Origin of the sequence: Corynebacterium propinquum DSM 44285, from assembly GCF_000375525.1 — a bacterium.
In the GTDB taxonomy this organism is placed as follows: domain Bacteria; phylum Actinomycetota; class Actinomycetes; order Mycobacteriales; family Mycobacteriaceae; genus Corynebacterium; species Corynebacterium propinquum.
Genome location: NZ_AQXC01000010.1, coordinates 12,704 through 28,158, shown reverse-complemented (window position 1 = coordinate 28,158; position 15,455 = coordinate 12,704). Strand labels below are relative to the sequence as shown.

At 55.6% G+C, this 15,455-nt stretch carries 13 protein-coding genes; 3 read left to right on the top strand and 10 right to left on the bottom strand.

The features are described 5' to 3' along the window. Positions 1-49: 49 nt before the first annotated feature. The 8 genes from prpB to B142_RS0108800 all read right to left on the bottom strand — a co-directional run bounded on the left by prpB (position 50) and on the right by B142_RS0108800 (position 8,954). The gene (gene prpB / locus B142_RS0108835) at positions 50-967 is read right to left on the bottom strand and encodes a methylisocitrate lyase (protein ID WP_018121183.1); all 918 of its coding nucleotides are present in this window, start codon (positions 965-967) and stop codon (positions 50-52) included. Then, on the bottom strand, positions 967-2,478 hold the full coding sequence (gene prpD, locus B142_RS0108830; protein WP_018121182.1) for a 2-methylcitrate dehydratase PrpD: 1,512 nt from the start codon (positions 2,476-2,478) through the stop codon (positions 967-969). Before prpD ends, prpB begins: the two co-directional genes overlap by 1 nt. Before the next feature lie 114 nt (positions 2,479-2,592). After that, positions 2,593-3,528 (bottom strand): hypothetical protein, encoded by a 936-nt coding sequence (locus tag B142_RS0108825; protein WP_147579287.1) that lies wholly within the window; start codon positions 3,526-3,528, stop codon positions 2,593-2,595. A gap of 152 nt (positions 3,529-3,680) precedes the next feature. Beyond that, a complete protein-coding gene (locus B142_RS0108820) occupies positions 3,681-5,369 on the bottom strand; it encodes a solute symporter family protein (RefSeq protein ID WP_018121180.1) in 1,689 nt (562 codons plus the stop codon). Between the two features lie 3 nt (positions 5,370-5,372). After that, positions 5,373-5,654, bottom strand: a complete 282-nt coding sequence (locus B142_RS0108815) for a DUF485 domain-containing protein (protein ID WP_018121179.1) — start codon at positions 5,652-5,654, stop codon at positions 5,373-5,375. A 466-nt stretch (positions 5,655-6,120) separates the two neighbouring features. Further along, positions 6,121-6,972: an aldo/keto reductase gene (locus B142_RS0108810; RefSeq protein WP_026168006.1), complete on the bottom strand. Its 852-nt coding sequence runs from the start codon at positions 6,970-6,972 to the stop codon at positions 6,121-6,123. 107 nt (positions 6,973-7,079) lie between these two features. Next, a complete protein-coding gene (locus B142_RS0108805; RefSeq protein WP_018121177.1) occupies positions 7,080-7,448 on the bottom strand; it encodes an FKBP-type peptidyl-prolyl cis-trans isomerase in 369 nt (122 codons plus the stop codon). 210 nt (positions 7,449-7,658) lie between these two features. Beyond that, the gene (locus tag B142_RS0108800) at positions 7,659-8,954 is read right to left on the bottom strand and encodes a citrate synthase (RefSeq protein WP_039734190.1); all 1,296 of its coding nucleotides are present in this window, start codon (positions 8,952-8,954) and stop codon (positions 7,659-7,661) included. A 310-nt stretch (positions 8,955-9,264) separates the two neighbouring features. Here B142_RS0108800 and serC point away from each other — a divergent pair, with 310 nt between their 5' ends. From serC to B142_RS0108785, 3 genes are read left to right on the top strand one after another with little or no spacing between them, the layout of a single operon-like run. Then, a complete protein-coding gene (gene serC / locus B142_RS0108795; RefSeq protein WP_018121175.1) occupies positions 9,265-10,398 on the top strand; it encodes a phosphoserine transaminase in 1,134 nt (377 codons plus the stop codon). 36 nt (positions 10,399-10,434) lie between these two features. Then, on the top strand, positions 10,435-11,895 hold the full coding sequence (gene sepH, locus B142_RS12400; protein WP_018121174.1) for a septation protein SepH: 1,461 nt from the start codon (positions 10,435-10,437) through the stop codon (positions 11,893-11,895). A gap of 27 nt (positions 11,896-11,922) precedes the next feature. Then, complete coding sequence (locus B142_RS0108785; protein ID WP_018121173.1) at positions 11,923-12,840, top strand: DUF6928 family protein; 918 nt, start codon at positions 11,923-11,925, stop codon at positions 12,838-12,840. On the opposite strand, the gene B142_RS12395 is transcribed toward B142_RS0108785, so the two are convergent. Both B142_RS12395 and B142_RS0108775 read right to left on the bottom strand, forming a co-directional pair. Further along, complete coding sequence (locus B142_RS12395; protein ID WP_018121172.1) at positions 12,837-13,838, bottom strand: TrmH family RNA methyltransferase; 1,002 nt, start codon at positions 13,836-13,838, stop codon at positions 12,837-12,839. The two genes, B142_RS0108785 and B142_RS12395, sit on opposite strands and share 4 nt — an antisense overlap. A gap of 15 nt (positions 13,839-13,853) precedes the next feature. After that, entirely contained in the window at positions 13,854-15,428 is a 1,575-nt protein-coding gene (locus B142_RS0108775; RefSeq protein WP_018121171.1) for an NCS2 family permease, read from the bottom strand. Between the last annotated feature and the right edge of the window lie 27 nt (positions 15,429-15,455).

Genomic DNA, 15,455 nt, shown 5'->3' with positions numbered 1-15,455 from the left:
TTTTGCTAGAACGGCAATGCTGACCTGCACGCCGTGTTGATCGTTTAGATCACAGGTTTTGCTCCGGTGAATAGGTGAATACGTCTTGGTCGAAAGCGTTGTAGTCCTCGTAGCGCACGAGTTCGTACAGCCGCGATCTGTGTTGCATATCGTCCAACCAGGATTTCTGGTCGCCGCCCTCGTTGAGGTCGCGCAGGAAGCGTTCGGTCGCCCCCATAGCAACACGGAACGACGAAACCGGCCAGATCACGGCGTTATAGCCGATGGATTCCAGTTTTTTCGCGTTTTGCAGCTCGGTCTTGCCGAATTCCGTCATATTCGCCAGCAACGGCGTGTCGACTGCCGCACGGAATTTCTCAAAGTCGTCCGTGGTACGCAACGCTTCGGTGAAAATCAGATCTGCCCCGGCTTCGGCATAGGCCTTCGCCCGATCAATAGCATCGTCGATGCCGTTGACCCCCGCGGCGTCTGTGCGGGCACAGATCACGAAATCCTCGTCGCGCCGCTGGCCGACGGCTGCCGAAATGCGGCGCACCATCAACTCCGTCGACACAACTTCTTTTCCGTCCAGGTGCCCGCAGCGTTTCGGGTTGACCTGGTCTTCCAGGTGGCAACCTGCCAGTCCTGCATCTTCCAGCGCGGAAATGGTGCGGGCTGCCGACATGGGCTCACCAAAACCGGTATCGGCATCAACCAGCACAGGCAACTCGGTCGCGCGTGCGATCTGGCCGGAACGCTGTGCGACCTCAGTGAGCGTCGTCAAGCCAATATCTGGCAAACCGAGGTCATTAGCAAGCACCGCGCCGGAAACATAAACACCCGAGAAGCCACCAATGTCTTCAATGAGTTTCGCAGTCAGCGGGTTAAAGGCTCCCGGCAACGTAGTGATCTGCGGTGCGTTGAGAGACTCACGGAAATTTTTCCGCTTCTGGTGTGCAGTGGTCTCGGAAGAAAATAGTCCTGCCATTAGAAAATCCCCTTCGGTGTCTGTGGAGCCTGGGCCAACACATCGTCAGAAACCTGGATATTCAGTTCACGCAGATCGGTGAGGTTTTCTAGATTGTCGACGGCTGCCAGGAATCGCTCCTGTTCTTCCTCAGAGACGATGCCCTTTGCCAGAGTTCGGAACTTTGTGCGGTAGTTCTCACGCTCGAATGGACGGGCGCCAAGTGGGTGGGCGTCGGCGACAGCCATCTCGTCTTCCACAACCGTGCCGTCTTGAAAAGTTATGACAGCTTTGGCACCAAAGGCCTTTTCGTTCGGGTCCGTCGAGTGGTAGCGCTTCGTCCACGCTGGGTCTTCCACGGTCGAGACCTTGTGCCACAGCTCGACGGTATCCTCCCGCTGCGCGCGCTCAGGTGCATAGCTGTCAATGTGGTGCCAGTCGCCGTCCTGCAGTGCTACCGCGAAGATGTACATGATCGAGTGATCCAAGGTCTCGCGAGACGCATGCGGATCCATTTTCTGCGGATCGTTAGCACCGGTACCAATGACATAGTGGGTGTGGTGCGAGGTGTGCAGGACGATGGATTCGATATCGACGATATCCAGGCCCTTGTCTTCCAAAGTCTTTTTCATCCGACGGGCCAGGTCAATTGGTGCCTGTGATTGATATTCCGCGGAGTGCTCCTTGGTATAGGTTTCCAGGATTGCACGCTTTTCTTCGCCCTTATCCGGCAGCGGAACCGTATAAGTCTTGTCTGGAGAATGCAACATCCAGGCGATAAATCCGTCTTCGCCTTCCCAGATCGGCGCCGGTGCACCCTCCCCACGCATAGTACGGTCGACAGCCTCGATTGCCATCTTGCCGGCAAATGCTGGGGCATAGGCTTTCCAGGACGAGATCAAGCCCTTGCGGGACTGGCGGGTGGCCGTGGTGGTGTGTAGCGCCTGGCCAATAGCCTGGTAGATAGTGTCGATGTCCAGGTTCAGCATGGTACCGATGCCTGCGGCTACAGAAGGCCCGAGGTGTGCAACGTGGTCGATCTTGAACTCGTGCAAGCAGATGCCCTTGACCAGGTTGACCTGGATTTCATATCCGGTAGCGATACCGCGGATCAAGGCCTTGCCGTCGAGCCCCTTGTGCTGCGCAACAGCCAAAATCGGTGGAATATTATCGCCTGGGTGCGAGTATTCCGCAGCCAAGAAAGTGTCGTGGAAGTCCAGCTCACGCACCGCGGTGCCGTTGGCCAAGGCCGCCCACTCTGCAGAGTAGGTGCCGTCCACACCGAACACTGTCGCTCCCCCATCGCTGACCGGGTGCGCGGTGGCCATGGTGCGCGCCGAGGTAACAGGACGACGAACTAGTGAAGCCATCGCGACCGATGCGTTATCAATCAGCCTGTTCTTGATCATCTCAGCGGTATCAGCTGGAACCTCTACTGGATCAGCTGCAACCGTGGCGATCTTGTGCGCCAAGTGCTCCTCATACGGGAAGTCTTCTGCAGAAGGCCTAGTTCGCACTTCGTGGTCGATCATGATGTGACGCGAATCCTTTCGGGTCTAAATATGATGTGGATTACAAATTTATCCTAACATCATTCAGCCCGCAATGAATCCGGCTGGATCGGCAGCAGTCAGGGGTGAACAGCGTTATTTCAAATACGAAATAAACTGCTTCTCGGCGATTTCGGACAGATCATCGGCACTGCCAGTGATGGCTGCGGCTGCGACAAAATCTTTTCCGAACGATACCGAAGAGTGCAAAGTCCGATCATCCGACCATCCCCATTTTGAGCCTTGCACGCCTGGTAGCTTCGCGGTGCCGAAATCCTGCTCATAGCCATCCGCAGCAACGGGAACCGTGCGTTTCATCATCTCTAACAGCGGATGCTTCGGGTCTTCATCCTTTAATTGCGCAATAAAACTCACGACGTCATACGTGGAGGTCACCGAAAATCCCCATCGATCGCCGGCGCGGGTAGAAAACAGTCGGTAATCTTCTGCTACTTCATCGATTGCTTCTGGATACAGTGCCCACAGTTGATCAGCTGCGGCATCGCTAGATTCTGTGATCATCGCAGCAACAAGCTCTTTTTCGGCAGAGGTACCGTTGTCCAGGACATATTCCGCGATAAACAGCTTCGCAAGTGACAGCGCGGGGCGCGCCATACGGTCGCTAGTGCTACCCAACTTCGAATTATCCGAGAAGCGATACAGAGTGAATTGGCTCCCCTGCTGATTTTCCACAAAATCAATCTTTGTTGGCCGCAAGATATTGCTGTCTGCGGTCAGCTCGGAACTACCACGCGAATCACGGGAATTACGCTGTGCAGACGAAGATTCCGAATTTTGAGCTGCGGAATTTGCTTGCGAGGTAGCATCGATGGCGCGTGAATCCGAAAGTTGTCCGTTGGGGCTAATCGCAAGATGTGAGGCGCTGGTGCCGCTGTGTGTACCCGTGGTTGCGGCCACAATAAAAACCACCACGGCAACAACCAAGCAGAGCCAACTCAAGCCCTTGACACCCGATAACAGTGGGCTGGTCGAAGTCTGGCGTGGCCTCTTTGAACTATTTGAACGCGTCACAAATACATATCCTACAAAAGCGCGAATCCCTTAGCGCAGATCTACGCTAAGGGATTCGCGAAACAGATGGCTATGAGCAAGCCATTGTGGCAAGCAGTTTTGCTTACCGGCTCCGGCACTCAACCGCAGCTTTCTGCTTGCCGATCACCTGCTTAGTGATCAACTGGTGCTTCAACGCCAACACCGGTCATCGAACGAACTTCCATTTCGGCTGCCAAGTGATCCAGGTTGTCCGGCTTGGACCATACGGTACCCAGGTAACCGGCCAGGAAGGCCAACGGAATGGAGACCAGACCCGGCGAGGTCAATGGGAAAATTGCCCAGTCCGCACCAGGAACCATGGATGAAGGCGTACCGGAAACCGCTGGCGACAAGAAGATCAATAGCAGCGAGCTGATCAAGCCGGTATACATCGAGGCAACGGCGCCATTCGTGCTGAACTTACGCCAGTACAGCGAGTACAGAATCGTCGGCAAGTTTGCAGAAGCCGCGATAGCGAAAGCCAGCGAGACCAAGAATGCCACGTTTTGTTCCATAGCCAAGATACCCAGGATGACAGAGGCAACACCCATGATGATTACCGTAATGCGCGAAACACGCACCTGGGCTTCTTCCGAAGCTTCGCCGTCACGCAACACAGCGTCATAAATATCGTGTGCCACGGACGCGGAGGCGGTAATCGTCAGCCCCGCGACCACGGCCAACACAGTAGCGAAGGCAACTGCAGCAACCACGGCCATAAAGATTGGTCCTGCCAGCTCCAATGCCAGCAGTGGAGCAGCTGCGTTAGCAGTACCTGGTGCATCCATGATGGCATCCGGGCCAACCAATGCAGCAGCACCGTAGCCCAAAACCAGGGTCATCAGGTAGAAGGAGCCGATGATAACGATCGCCCAGGTCACGGAGCGACGAGCCTCAACCGCAGTTGGAACCGTGTAGAAGCGCATCAACACGTGCGGCAGACCACCAACACCGAAGATCAAGGAAACGCCCAGAGAAATGAAGTCCAGCTGTGTCCAGATATCCGTGCCGTATTTCAGGCCGGGTTTCATGATGTCTTCTGCCTCATAGGCACGTTCTGCCAGGTACGCAGAGTTGCGGTGCGTTTCCACTGCCTGGTCGAACAGGGTGGTAAACCCGCCACCAGCAATAATGAAGGTCAGAATGATCATGATGACAACGGCGGTTACCAACAACACGGCCTTGATCATCTGCACATAGGTGGTGCCTTTCATTCCGCCGATCAACACGTAGGCGGTCATGACCAGACCGACGATGCCGACGGTCACATACTGCCACACCTTGTCGTCGAGCCCCAGGAGAACCGAGACCAGCGAACCTGCGCCGGCCATCTGTGCGACCAGGTAGAACAACGAAACGAACACGGTCGCAATAGCGGCTGCCAGGCGTACCGGCTTTTGCCGCAAGCGGAACGAGAGCACGTCCGCCATGGTAAACCGTCCGACGTTACGCATTGGCTCTGCGACGAGCAGCAGAGCGAACAACCAAGCGACGAAGAATCCAATGGAATATAGGAATCCGTCATAGCCATGCAACGCGATGGCACCAACAATTCCCAGGAAGGATGCGGCTGAGAGGTAGTCACCAGAAATCGCCAGACCATTCTGGCGTCCGGAGAACTGTCCACCACCGGTATAGAAATCCGATGCCTCCGAGGTGGTTTTACCAACCCGGGTCACGATTGTCATCGTGATGATAATGAATGCCGCGAACACGGCAATATTGATCAACGGGTTACCAGCGTCAAGGCCTTCGTCAGCTGCTGCCTGGGCCACGGTGGAGACGTTCGTGCTTGCTTGTGCAAGCGAAGCGGTAAACATAGTTTAGCCCTCCATTTTCTCGCGGATAGCCGCCTGCCGCGGTTCCAGGTTTTTATTAGCGAATTTCACATACATCCAGGTAATCACGAAGGTCGTAACAAATTGAAGGATGCCGAGTACTAAGCCAATGTTGAAGCCACCGCCCATTTCAATCGCCATTGCTTCTGGGAAAAACGTAGCGACAACAAGGAAGGCGAAAAACCACAACAGCGCGATGATGATCGCAGGGAAAGTAAACCCCCGAAAGCGGGTCTTCAGATCAGCAAATTCTTCTGATTTGCTCATCTCAATAAATTCCTCGGACGTAGCTTTACGCCGGGGTTGATTGGAAGGAGCTCCTGCCATTTTCTCTCCTATTACTTCTGGTGCGACGATTACACGTCACGTTCCTGTTCACGTCACTGTGAAACACCACTCACACAATTGCGTGAGTGCGGCAACTTCCTGCGACACACATGTTACCTTGCTTACAGATTGAGGAATAACTTAACCCCCATCACAGAAAAGTTTCCTAAAAGAAATCACCCCCGCCAATCCTGCGACCTGCACAAACCTGTTCCCACCCCTCCCCCATCTGGAGCCTCAACTCAAGCTAAAAAAATATATGTGAGTCCCCTGACAAAAATGCGATCGAGCTTAACGCGAATCGAAGAGTTTTACTCTAAAACATTAGCCCGCCCTGGAACTGCGTCCTGGGCGGGCTAATACCGTGCAAATTCTAGCGTTGCAGCAACTACCTCTGCTTCAACGATTACGACTCGTGCGGGAACACCTCCGGGTCGCCAAAGATACGGCCAAAGCCTGGCATACCGGCCAGGGAATCAATCGTTTCCGTATCTTGCGCGGATAACTGCACAGCTAGCGCACCAGCGTTTTGCTCCAAGCGTTCACGCGACGAGGCTTTCGGAACCACGGACACGCCTTTATCCAACAGGTAGCGCAGAACGACCTGGGCTACGCTCGCCCCGACGTTTTCTGCAATCGCTTCCAGTTGTGGGTTGTTCAACACAATGCCTCGTGCCAGCGGCGACCACGCTTCTACGCGTGTACCCAACTGTTCATTAGCAGCCAACTGCTCTGGCTGGTGGAAGCCCGGGTGCAATTCAATCTGGTTGAGGCTTGGCGCGGTATTGGTGGCATCCACCAGCGCTTGCAGATGTTCAGCATTAAAGTTCGCCACACCTGCAGAAACCAATTCATCGGTCTCGCGAATCTCCAAGAGCGATTCCCAGGTTTCCACGTACTTCCCACCCTGTGGGTAGGGCCAGTGGATCAGGAAGTTGTCAAGGTAACCGAGGTCCAGTTTGCGCAGCGATTCTGCAAAGCCCTGTTTAGCTTCTTTTTTACCATGCTGATCGTGCCACAGCTTACTGACGACATACAGTTCTTCGCGTTTAACGTCACCGGCTTTGATCGCGTCGTTCAACGCACGCCCAACAGCTTCTTCATTGTTGTAGAGACGTGCGGTGTCGAAGTGCCGGTAGCCAAGCTCGACGGCTGTGCGCACGATTCGTCCCACGTCTTCAGAATCCATTTTGTAGGTTCCTAAACCAAGCTGCGGCATGGTCGTGGAATCATTCAGAGTAAAGGTTGGGATAGTCATGCCCTCAATGATGCCATCAAAGACAAAAATGGCGCCACGGCCATAATAATGATCGCGGCGCCTTGAGCGCATTCAGGCCACGGGCCTGCTATAACCAAGCGAAACGCTTAGTGAGCATCACCGACCGAGAGAAGGTCGATCATGAAGACCAACGTGCGTCCAGAGAGTGGATGTCCGCCTCCTGCTGGACCATATGCTTTGTCCGGAGGGATGATCAGCTGCCGACGTCCGCCGACTTTCATCCCGGGAATACCTTCTTGCCAGCCAGCGATCAAGCCTTGCAGCGGGAATTCAATGGTTTGGCCGCGGTCCCACGAGGAATCGAATTCCTGGCCAGTTTCATAGTCGACACCGACATAGTGGACTTCCACTATTCCACCGGCCGCGGCTTCGGCACCGTCACCGATGACGATGTCTTCAGATGCGAGATCAGTCGGTGCCGGGCCCGAAAATTCTGCAATCTCGGGTTTTTCCATTGCCATAATTCTCCTTGTGAACTGGGAAATATCTTCACGCTGCCAAAAAGACGTCAAAAGATCGTCGTAACAAACCACGTCTTGCTTTGGCACTCATCATCAGTGATGAAATGCGGCAGCCAAAAAGGCTGGACCTAGTGTGACTAGATCCAGCCTAGGCGCTACGCAGGCTTTCGCCAAGAATGACGCGCCCGCGGCACGCAGAAAGGTTTAGCGCTGATCCAGCGATGGAACGTCGCGGCGACCTTCGCCGGTGTAAATCTGGCGTGGTCGGTTGATCTTGGTCTGCTCGGTCAACTGCTCACGGTACTGTGCAATCCAGCCTGGCAGGCGGCCCATAGCAAACAGAACGGTGAAGAAATCCGTTGGGAAGCCCATGGCGCGGTAGATCAGCCCGGTGTAGAAGTCTACGTTCGGGTACAGCTTGCGCTCGACGAAGTAATCGTCGTTCAGAGCGATTTCCTCAAGCTTCATAGCCAGGTCCAACATTGGATCGCCGCCCAGGTGCTCCAGAATCTCGTGAGCGGATTCTTTGACGATAGCCGCGCGTGGATCGTAGTTCTTGTACACGCGGTGCCCGAAGCCCATCAGGCGAACGCCTTTTTCTTTGTTCTTCACGCGGTTCATGAACTCGGTCGCATCACCATCGTGGTTGTTCTGAATGTCATCCAACATCTCCAGAACTGCCTGGTTAGCACCACCGTGCAGTGGGCCAGACAAAGCGTTGATGCCGCCAGCGATGGAGACGAACATATTAGCCTGCGCAGAACCAACCATGCGAACGGTGGAAGTCGAGCAGTTCTGCTCGTGATCAGCGTGCAGGATAAGCAGCTTGTCCAGAGCCTTGGCCAGGACTGGGTCTACTTCGTATTCTTCGGTTGGGTAACCGAACATCATGCGCAGGAAGTTCGAGGCTGGATCCAAGGAGTTATCTGGATACATATACGGCTTGCCTTCGGAGGCGCGATAAGCGTACGCAGCCAACATTGGAACCTTAGCCAGCAGGCGGATTGTTGCCTTGTCCAGCTGCTTTTCATCCAGCGGGTTCAGCTCATTCTGGTAGTAGGTCGACAAAATGTTGACCGAAGAAGCCAAGACCGCCATTGGGTGAGCATCACGTGGGAAGATGTTGAACTGTGCCTTGAAATCCTCATCCAACAAGGTATGGCGCAAGATGTCGTTATTCCAGGCATCCAGCTGTTCCTTGTTTGGCAGCTCACCCTTGATCAACAGGTAAGCAACTTCGTTGAAGCTACAGTTGTTGGCCAAGTCCGCGATGTCATATCCACGGTGGCGTAGAATTCCTTCATCACCATTAATAAAGGTGATCTTCGATTCAGTAGAACCGGTGGATACGTAGCCTGGATCATAAGTTACATAGCCGGTCTCGCCGAGCATCTTGCCCAGGGCCAGGCCTGAGTTTCCCTCGGTTGCTTTAACGATCGGCAGTTCGTATTCACCACCAGGGTAGTGAAGTACAGCCTTGTCATTATTGTCAGAAGCCACAATGAACCTTTCGATAATTGGTTGAATCGCAATAATCGATAATACGGAAAACGACTCACCGATGGCGGATCCGGCCAATTCCGACCGCATCCTGGTGGCATTCATATTACCAAACTGTGTGATGCCATCAACATTATTTCTTCAATAGTGGCCCAAAACTCCAGCCACTAGCCGCATGCTCACCCGTCACAGCCTATAGTGAGAGGGCACGGTGGACACAGCAAGTAGTGCTAGCAGTGCCAGCAGTGTCTGCATAAAAGAACCGAACTAACTGAACGTAACGTCGTAATGAGGAAAGGCCTTTTTGGACATGGATTCTGCACCCCAACTGACTTTGCCCGAACACTTAATTCCGTCGGACGGACGCTTTGGCTGCGGCCCTTCGAAGGTTCAGCCAGCCCAAATTCAAGCTGTCGTCGACGGCGCTAGCACCATCATTGGAACTTCCCATCGCCAACCAGCAGTCAAAGATGTCGTTGGAAATATTCGCGACGGGCTTGCCGAATTATTCAACATCCCAGAAGGCTACGAAGTCGTCATGTCAGTCGGCGGCGCCACCGCTTTTTGGGATGCCGCCACCTTTGGTCTGATCAAAAAGAAGTCTGGCCACCTGAGCTTCGGTGAATTTTCCGCAAAATTCGCCAAGGCCTCGCAGCAAGCGCCGTGGTTGGACGAGCCCACGGTCATCAAGGAAGAGCCTGGGAGCGCTCCTACCCCACAGGCTATGGATGGCTGCGATGTCATCGCGTGGGCACACAACGAGACCTCAACCGGCGCCATGGTCCCGGTACAACGTCCAGAAGGCAGCGATGCACTCGTCGTCGTCGATGCCACCTCCGGCGCTGGCGGCCTTGAGGTCGATATTGCAGAAACAGATGTCTACTATTTCTCACCACAGAAGTGCTTCGCTTCTGATGGTGGATTGTGGTGCGCAATCATGTCGCCAGCAGCGATTGAGCGCATCAAAGAAATCAAGGATTCCGGTCGCTTCATCCCGGCCTTTTTGGATTTGCAGACAGCTGTGGAGAACTCTCGCAAAAACCAAACCTACAACACTCCGGCGGTCGCAACCTTGCTTATGCTGGATGCGCAAATCACATGGATGAATAACAACGGCGGCTTGGCCGGCATGGTAGAACGAACCCGCGAATCGTCCCAGATTCTCTACAACTGGGCTACCGAACGCAAAGAAGCTAGCCCGTTTGTCGGCAGCGCCGATAATCGTTCCCTCGTCGTCGGCACGATTGACTTCGACGATTCCGTCGATGCGGCCCAGCTAGCAAAAACCTTGCGTGCTAACGGCATTCTAGATGTGGAGCCATACCGCAAGCTGGGACGCAATCAGCTGCGCGTCGGCATGTTCCCTGCTATCGAGCCGGGCGATGTCTCTGTGCTCACGCGTGCTATCGATTATATTCTCGATAACGGTAGCGAAAACCGGTAAGATTTTCGGCAGCTACTGCACACTAAGGAGTCAGTTATGCACCAGTTAGCATTCGAAGGCCACGACCTCCACGCCTCGGTTTTGTACTTTCGCGACGAGGACGGCCAAAGTTACGAGCTTCCCGTCAGTGACGAGCTTCTGCGCGTCTTAGGAGCGCACGCTGCCCCGTCGCAGACAGCTGGTGCTACTGGTTCTGCTTCTCATTCTGGTTCTGATTCTGCAGTCACGATCATCGAGCAGGTAGATCCGACTGACACAGCTACGGATACTGCTCAGGACACAGAACGGGCCTACACAGAACGGGCCAACAATGCCCTGTCAGCGAGCTCCCAGGACCACCACGCAGGCACGGACAACGAGCACGACGGCAACACCGCTCCGAACCTAGCGGCCGTGCCGTCGTCTAGCTCTACCACTAACGAGAACTCCGATGGCAGCACGGATGGGGCGGCGCACATGCCGGACGCCAACTCGTCTGCGCAGCAGGAGCCCAAGCCAGAAATTCCGCACATGGTTCCTACTGGCGGTAACCAGGGGGCTAGCGGTGGCGGCCGTGGCATGGCTGATCGTGATCGATCGCGTAATCAGCCTATGTCGATGCGTCCGAACCAAATTCAACAACGAATCCGGGCCGGTGCCAGCGCACAGGAACTTGCCGACGAAATGGGCGTCGATGTCTCCCGGGTGGAGCCTTTCGCACACCCAGTCATTTTGGAGCGCGAACGTATCGCGGAAATGGCAAAACAAGCCCACCCTGTCCGGGATGGTGGCCCAGACCGGCTCACCTTGTGGGAGGTACTAGCTACCTCGTTTGCTGCGCGCGGACATTCGCTGGCGGATGCACACTGGGATGCACACCGCAGTGTGGCCGGAGAACCCTGGACCATTGAGGTGACGTGGACTGCCGGTTTATCTCAGAATTCCGCGCAATGGCTCTTCCACCGCCACCCTACTTCCGCCGATACTGTCGAACCCCGTAACCCCGTGGCTGCGGATCTCGTCGATCCCGATTTCATCCAGCCGGTCCGCTCAGTGACATCGTTAACCCGTCCCCAACGAGTCGGTGACGATGCCCGCGATGCATACAACGCAGGTTTCGACGGCCTCATCTCAGGCGATCAGCTTCCAGAAGACGAACTATCCGCGCATAAACAACGCAAGCGCGCAGGTTCGCACCCATTACAGACCGCAGATACCTCGCGAAACGCGATCGATAATCCTGGCAGTCGTTCAGGCGACGAAGAAGACACCCGCGATGACATCCCAGTCGTGGCAGACGGGGACGGAACCGCGGATGAGACTTCTGATCGGACGGATCGCACAGACACAGAACAAACAAACGGCGATCCAGCAAACGACGGCCAAGCACAAGACAACGAGTTTCTGCAACACCCAGACTCCGAAGCACCGAAAAAACGCCGTCGCAAAGCAACCACCCCACACTGGGAAGATGTTTTGCTCGGCGTACGGGCCAATACCAAACGCCCCCGCCGCTAACCCCAACTATCGCATCGAAGGTTTGCTATGACGCAGTACGAGGCTCGCCAACCCGGCACCCCGGATCCACTTTCCGACGGCTCACAACCAGCAGACCGCTCTGCAGTGGTCACACTGTGGTTCCTCGATGCTGCAGACCAGCCAGCCCAGATTTTGGCCAATAATCCCGTCGCTGACCGCGGTTTTGGCCGGAAATATCTTGCCCAAATGTACCCTTCAGCACCAATCACTTTGCTGGGGCAATTCCCTTTGAACCGCTCTGCCCAGGTCTCTGCCGAGGAATACTATATCGGTGCTTACCCGGGAATCACCGTGGTACAAACCATCATCGATGATGCCCTGGAGTTATCTAAGCTATCGCCGCGCTTACGGGAATCTCTTCCAGCACAAGACGTCTACGCCTTTGCCTTCAATGGTGAGACTGGGTTTGGTGGTATTGCACACTGGCATGAAGGCGAGCTTTATCGCAGCCTCACCGCGACTCGCTATGCAACTTTCGAAAACGAGGGCCTGCCCGATGCTTTTGAGGCACCACTGTGGGCTGGCGAACGCAGCCCACAGCTCGGCGGCATTGCTTTGCCCTTCGCGCCAGCTGATTTGCTTGCCGACGCCCACAAAGCCTGGCTCGGCATTGATTTTTCTGCGGAAGGCCCAGATATCGACGTCGTCGGCTTCGCACTCGACGGCCGCCCGGAACCCAAATTCGCCCGCGGCCGCACGGGCGGCTCACATGCACTGGTAGAAACCACCGAGAAAACTGAAAACTACGACGATTACGAAAATCACGCAGCAAACGCCGAGCAATCGTCAATTACCTCGACGTTTATGACTGGCGCAACCACCACCGCCCGTATCGTGGGTAGAATCGGAAAAGTTGCAGCGCGGCAGACGCGCACTGGCTGGGCGAAACTACGCGAGCAGTTGCGCCACCTCGACCGCAATTAATCTCGCGCGCGCCAACGCTCATAAAGACAACACGCGGCAGTCGTCGCGACATTAAGAGAATCCGCCCCGGCCGCCATGGGAATGACTGCTCTGCTATCGGCAGCTGCCATGGCGTGGCTGCTCAGCCCGGGCCCCTCAGCCCCCAGCAAAAACGCGACTTTCTCCCGGCCCGTGCCATCATCGCGCACGAGGCTTTGATGAAGTTCTACTGAACCATTGCCGGGGCTCAAAGCGACGACATGAAACCCACTGTCTTGTAAACCAGCGAGGCCATGGTGCCAATCGTTGGGCCCGCCAGCAATGCGAATACTAGGCACGCGTAATGCTTGGCCTAGGGAGACCCGAATAACCCGGCGATCCCACAAATCGCTACAGCCAGCACCAAACAAGATCGCATCAGCACCCAACGATGCTGCGGAACGAAAAATCGCGCCAATGTTATCGGGGTCCCCGACTCCTTCTAGGATGACGACGGTGCGGGCACCGTGAAGAAGCCCAGAACCGGAAGAAGTTTCAAGGCCAGACGTTGCGTGCCCGGATAGTTGTTGTAGATCCGGGATTGCTGGCCGTGGCGCCACGCCGAGTAGCCCGCGGTGCAAGTCGAACCCCACTACTTCGCGCAATAACGCGGCGGAAACGTCATACACTGGGACCCCTGCTGCCACGATCGCGTCCCACTCCCCCGGGTAGTCTGCAGCAAACTGCGCTAGTTTTTCTCGCCGCCCAAAAATGGCCGTCGGTGCAACCACTGAATCTTGTGCACACATGCGCGCTAGCGGTAGCGCGCCGTCGGCAAGCACGACAGGCGAGCGCTTCGCTGGTACATACTCCCCCTTCACGCCCACTGCTAAGCGCGGTTGGCGATCCGGCCGCAGCCGCGGGTGATTCAGCAGCCGGATATCAGCGAAGACCGGATCATCTACAGAAACCCCTGCCGTATTAGTCGCTACTTTATCTACGGAGGCGGTAGCCGCAGAGTTGTTTCCACTCGGCGCCATGGAAAAGCCTGCGTCCTAACCCACAACCGCACGTAGCGGTTCAATGGCGAAAAAGATAATGAACAAACCGGTAAGCAGCCACATGATCCAGTGGGTCTTTGCGCCTTTTCCAGCGAACAGGTTCATGACGGTAAAGGCAATCACGCCTACTCCGATGCCGTTGACGATGGAATAGGTAAAAGGCATCACCAGAATCGTCAAAAAGGCAGGCAACGCAATGTGGAATTTATCCCAATCAATGTCTTTCACCTGGCCCATCATCAGCACACCAACGACAACCAGGACGGGTGCAGCAGCTTCCATCGGCACGATTTCATACAACGGGGTCAAAAACATCGCGGCCAAAAACAGCAGGCCCGTAACAACGTTTGCTAAACCTGTGCGTGCACCATCGGCGACACCGGCGGCAGAATCGGCATACACGGTGTTCGACGACGACGAAGTAACGCCACCAACCACAGCACCGAAACCTTCAACAACCAGTGCCTTCTTCAGATTCGGCAGGTTGCCATTGTCGTCGACAAGCTGGCCTTGCTTACCCAGGGCGGTCATCGTGCCCATCGCATCGAAGAAATTCGCGAGCACCAGCGCAAATACCAGCAACGTGGCTGCCAGTGCGCCAACTTGCGTGAATGCGCCCACGACATCGATCGCGCCAACTAATGAAAGATCAGGCATACCGCCCAAAGAATCTGGGACCGACGGTACGGCCAGGTTCCAGCCGGTGGGATTGGCTTCGCCTTGGTCATCGACGGATGGACCGGCCTCAGCGATAGCTTCCACGATCACGGCGATAACGGTGGTAGCAACGATTCCGATGAACAGGCCACCGCGGATCCCGCGAACCATCATGAATCCGCAGATCAGCAGACCAATGACGAAAACCAGGGTGGGCCAGCTAGCAATGGAGCCGTCGATTCCGAGCTGGACAGGAACTGTGGTTCCGGCGGCATCCGGGATACGGCGCACGAAGCCGGCGTCAACCATGCCGATCATGGTGATAAACAATCCAATGCCGACACCGATGGCGGATTTCATCGCCGCCGGAATGGCATGGAATACGGCCTCCCGGAAGCCTGTGATGGCCAGAATGACGATGATAATACCGTCGATGACCACCAAGCCCATGGCTTGCGGCCAGGTCAGCCCTTCTCCCATGACCAGGGTGACAGCAACCAGGGTGTTGATGCCCAACCCGGCCGCGAAGCCGAACGGGTATTTTGCAATTACCCCGAACAGGATGGTCATGACTCCAGCCGCCAGTGCGGTCACGGCAGCGACCTGTGGAATGCCCAGGACCGTGCCTTCTGCATCTTCCGTGGTGCCTAAGATCAGTGGGTTCAGGATGATGATGTAGGCCATGGCGAAAAAGGTCACGACCCCGGCGCGGATTTCGCTCGGGATCGTCGTTCCTCGTTCGCTGACGTGGAAGTAGCGGTCCAGGAATCCACGCTCAACCTGTGCGTGTGCTGTGGAGTTTTCGGCGCTGCTTTCTGCGCTGTTTTCTGGGGTGGTTCCTGCCGCGGAATCTGCGTGTTGACCTGTTGCAGAGTGCGCTGGCTGTGAAGGCGGTCTTGTCATGTCCCCCATTATGAACCACATGCGGCACAATAAACG

Bases quoted from the DNA above. Each gene is read 5' to 3' on its own strand.
- B142_RS0108805 (WP_018121177.1), bottom strand. From the start codon at position 7,448: ATGGAAAAACCCGAGATTGCAGAATTTTCGGGCCCGGCACCGACTGAT.
- B142_RS0108785 (WP_018121173.1), top strand. From the start codon at position 11,923: ATGACGCAGTACGAGGCTCGCCAACCCGGCACCCCGGATCCACTTTCC.
- B142_RS0108820 (WP_018121180.1), bottom strand. From the start codon at position 5,369: ATGTTTACCGCTTCGCTTGCACAAGCAAGCACGAACGTCTCCACCGTG.
- prpD (WP_018121182.1), bottom strand. From the start codon at position 2,478: ATGATCGACCACGAAGTGCGAACTAGGCCTTCTGCAGAAGACTTCCCG.
- B142_RS12395 (WP_018121172.1), bottom strand. From the start codon at position 13,838: ATGGCGCCGAGTGGAAACAACTCTGCGGCTACCGCCTCCGTAGATAAA.
- B142_RS0108775 (WP_018121171.1), bottom strand. From the start codon at position 15,428: ATGGGGGACATGACAAGACCGCCTTCACAGCCAGCGCACTCTGCAACA.
- B142_RS0108815 (WP_018121179.1), bottom strand. From the start codon at position 5,654: ATGAGCAAATCAGAAGAATTTGCTGATCTGAAGACCCGCTTTCGGGGG.
- sepH (WP_018121174.1), top strand. From the start codon at position 10,435: ATGCACCAGTTAGCATTCGAAGGCCACGACCTCCACGCCTCGGTTTTG.
- prpB (WP_018121183.1), bottom strand. From the start codon at position 967: ATGGCAGGACTATTTTCTTCCGAGACCACTGCACACCAGAAGCGGAAA.
- B142_RS0108810 (WP_026168006.1), bottom strand. From the start codon at position 6,972: ATGACTATCCCAACCTTTACTCTGAATGATTCCACGACCATGCCGCAG.
- serC (WP_018121175.1), top strand. From the start codon at position 9,265: ATGGATTCTGCACCCCAACTGACTTTGCCCGAACACTTAATTCCGTCG.